Origin of the sequence: Melaminivora alkalimesophila, assembly GCF_000282995.1 — a bacterium.
Classification (GTDB): Bacteria; Pseudomonadota; Gammaproteobacteria; order Burkholderiales; family Burkholderiaceae_C; genus Melaminivora; species Melaminivora alkalimesophila.
Map to the genome: position 1 here is coordinate 1 of NZ_ALEE01000646.1, position 2,777 is coordinate 2,777.

Annotated in this window: 4 protein-coding genes; 2 read left to right on the plus strand and 2 right to left on the minus strand. The window is 71.0% G+C overall.

All coding sequences use genetic code 11. The features are described 5' to 3' along the window. Positions 1–5 precede the first annotated feature (5 nt). Complete coding sequence (xrtH, locus tag A612_RS12570) at positions 6–602, plus strand: exosortase H (RefSeq protein WP_040436830.1); 597 nt, start codon at positions 6–8, stop codon at positions 600–602. A 22-nt stretch (positions 603–624) separates the two neighbouring features. Continuing rightward, positions 625–1,284: an exosortase H-associated membrane protein gene (locus A612_RS12575; protein WP_019374822.1), complete on the plus strand. Its 660-nt coding sequence runs from the start codon at positions 625–627 to the stop codon at positions 1,282–1,284. A gap of 48 nt (positions 1,285–1,332) precedes the next feature. Here the strand turns inward: A612_RS12575 and A612_RS12580 are convergent, their stop codons facing one another. Together A612_RS12580 and A612_RS12585 are read right to left on the minus strand one after the other, a co-directional pair. Then, the gene (locus A612_RS12580; protein ID WP_019374823.1) at positions 1,333–2,388 is read right to left on the minus strand and encodes a serine/threonine protein kinase; all 1,056 of its coding nucleotides are present in this window, start codon (positions 2,386–2,388) and stop codon (positions 1,333–1,335) included. After that, on the minus strand, positions 2,363–2,777 hold a 415-nt coding region (locus A612_RS12585; RefSeq protein WP_141630361.1), incomplete at its 5' end, for a universal stress protein. The genes A612_RS12580 and A612_RS12585, both read right to left, overlap by 26 nt.

Sequence of the window (2,777 nt, forward strand, 5' to 3'; positions counted from 1 at the left end):
TCGCCATGCTGCGCTTCTTCCTGCTCTTCCTGGCGGTCCAGCTGTCGCTGTTCGGCCTCAACATGCTCAACTGGGTGCAGCAGCATGCGGTGCTGCCCTGGACGGCCCTGCTCGCGCGCATCTGCGCCGCGCTCGTCACCTGGTTCGACAGCACCGCCTCGGCTTCCGGAAAGGTGCTGTGGAACACGGCCACGGGCTTCGGGGTCTCGATCGAGGCCGGATGCAACGGGATCGAGGCGTGCATCGTGCTCTTTGCCGCCATCATTGCCTTTCCGGCAACGTGGAGGCACCGCCTGATCGGTTTCGCGGCGGGGTTCGCGGCGGTGCAGGCGCTCAACGTGGTGCGCGTGATCAGCCTGTTCTACCTGGGCCAGTGGAGCACGAGCGCCTTCGACTTCGCGCACGAATTTCTCTGGCAGGCGCTGATCATGCTGGACGTGCTGGTCGTCTGGCTGCTCTGGGTCCGCGCGGGCGCCCGCAGCGAGGCGCGCCCGGAGGGTCCGCCGGATGGGCCGCCCGCGCCGCCGGCGCGCCCCGTGGCGCCGCGCACCCCTTCCGGGCAGGGCTTGGTCAGCACCTCCGCGGACCTCTCGCTGCGTTGACCGGCGCGCAAGGCCGAGCACCATGGACGACAGGCCCGCTGCCACCGAGACCCCGGCGCCGCCGGCGCGCCGCCCAGCGCCGCTGGTGCGCTTTGCGGTCTGGGCGTTTGCCGGCGTGATCGTCTTCACGCTGCTGTGGACCAGGGTCTCGCCGTGGCTGTCTTATCCGATCGCGGCGCTGACCCATGCCACGTTGGAGCAGGTGACGCCCATGTGGATCCACACGGCCCACAAGCGTCCCGGGAGCATCGAGGTGGAGACGACGGTGGAGGTCGCGCTGCCGCAGGCGGCCGGGCGCCGGGCAGAGGTCACGCTGGAGGCGGACCCCGGTCGCTATGCCTTCGGACTGCCCATCTTCCTGGCGTTGCTCGCGGCAGCCTGGGCAGCCGGCCGGGCCCCCGGCCGATGGCAGCGGGCCCTGCTGGGCTACGTCCTGCTGCTGCCCGTGCAGAGCTTCAGCCTGACGATGTACCTGCTCATGCAGTTGGCTGGCGCCGCCCGGTTCGACCTGCGCGCCCTGCGCATCGACCAGTGGCAGCTCGAGGCCATCATCTTCGGTTACCAGCTGGGCGTGTTGGTGCTGCCCACCCTGGCGCCGGTGCTGGTGTGGCTGTTGCTGGACCGAAGGTTTTTCACCAGTGTCATCGTGCGCGGCTGGCAAAAGTCCCTTCAGCCCCGCTGAGAGTTCGCACTGCAGCGAGGCCATGTCCCCTTGGACCGGAGCGGCCAGTCAGGCATTCAGCGGCTCCTCGCCCATCGCCTCGATCTGCCCACGCAATACATCCACCTGCCCACGCCAGTAGTCACTCGTGCCGAACCAGGGGAAGCTGATGGCAAAGGCCGGATCACCGGCGGCAAAGCGCCGCGCCAGCCAGGCGCTGTAATGGATCAGGCGCAGCGTGCGCAGGGGCTCGATCAGCGCCAGCTCGCGCCGGTCGAAGGGCCGCAGCTGCTCGTAGCCATCGAGCAGCGCCGACAGCTGCTGCGTGCGCTGGCGCCGGTCGCCCGACAGCAGCATCCACAGGTCCTGCACCGCCGGGCCCATGCGCGCATCGTCCAGATCGACGAAATGCGGTCCGCCGCCCAGGCCGTCCGCATCCGGCGGCGTCCACAGGATGTTGCCGGGGTGGCAGTCGCCGTGCAGGCGCAGCGCGGTGGCGTCCTCCAGCAGGAAGGAGCGCCCCGCGCCTGCCGGGGCCACCCCCTGGGCCACCCGCTGCAGTGCCTCGTCACAGGCTTCGCGCCAGGCGGGCAGCACTTCCGGGGCGATGGCTTCGCGCTCCAGCACCCAGTCGCGCGGCTCCTGGCCCAAGCTGGCCACGTCCAGCGCCGGGCGCTGCGCGAAGGGCTGCGCTGCGCCCACGTTGTGCAGCCGGGCGATGAAGCGGCCGATCCACTCCAGCGTCTCGAAGTCGTCCAGCTCTGGCTGGCGCCCGCCGCGCCCGGGACTCACGGAGAACTGGAAACCCGCGTGCACATGCAGGCTGCTCCCATCGCGCACCAGTGGAGCGACTACCGGCACCTCGGCGCGCGCGAGCTCCAGGGCGAAGGCGTGCTCCTCCAGGATCTGCGCGACGCTCCAGCGCCCGGGCCGGTAGAACTTGGCGACCACCCGGCTGCCGTCCTCGAGGGCCACCTGATAGACGCGGTTCTCGTACGAGGCCAGCGCCATCAGCCGGCCGTCGCCGTGCAGGCCGACGTGGCCCAGGGCGTCGAGCACGACGTCGGGGGTGAGGAGGGCGTAGGGGTGGGCGGGCGGATCAGGAAGGGCGGTGCGGGGCGTCATGCACGGCATTGTCGCCAGGGCCGCGCCTGCCCAGCAGATCAAAGGGCAGCTGCTGCTTGACCAGCACGACGGTGCACGGCGCGTCGCGCGCCACGCGGATCGGGATGGTGTCGATCAGGCGCTGCAGCTGCAGCCCGTGCGTGGCGGCGCCCAGGATGATCAGGCCGACGCGGTTGCCCTCGGCGTAGCGCAGCAGCGCCTGGGCGACGTCGTTGCCTTCCAGCACGTGAAAGCTCACCCCGTGGTTGCCCAGCGGCAGCGGCTGGGCCCATTGCTTGAGGCGCGCCAAGTGGGTGCGGCGCACGGCGGTTTCGCTGCGTCCGCTGTCGGAGCTGCTGGCGGCCGACGGCGAGACCACGGTCACGCAGGCGAGCCGCGCCCCCGGGCGG

Excerpts from the sequence above, each read along its gene's own strand:
- A612_RS12580 (WP_019374823.1), bottom strand. The coding sequence starts at position 2,388 with ATGACGCCCCGCACCGCCCTTCCTGATCCGCCCGCCCACCCCTACGCC.
- xrtH (WP_040436830.1), top strand. The coding sequence starts at position 6 with ATGCTGCGCTTCTTCCTGCTCTTCCTGGCGGTCCAGCTGTCGCTGTTC.
- A612_RS12575 (WP_019374822.1), top strand. The coding sequence starts at position 625 with ATGGACGACAGGCCCGCTGCCACCGAGACCCCGGCGCCGCCGGCGCGC.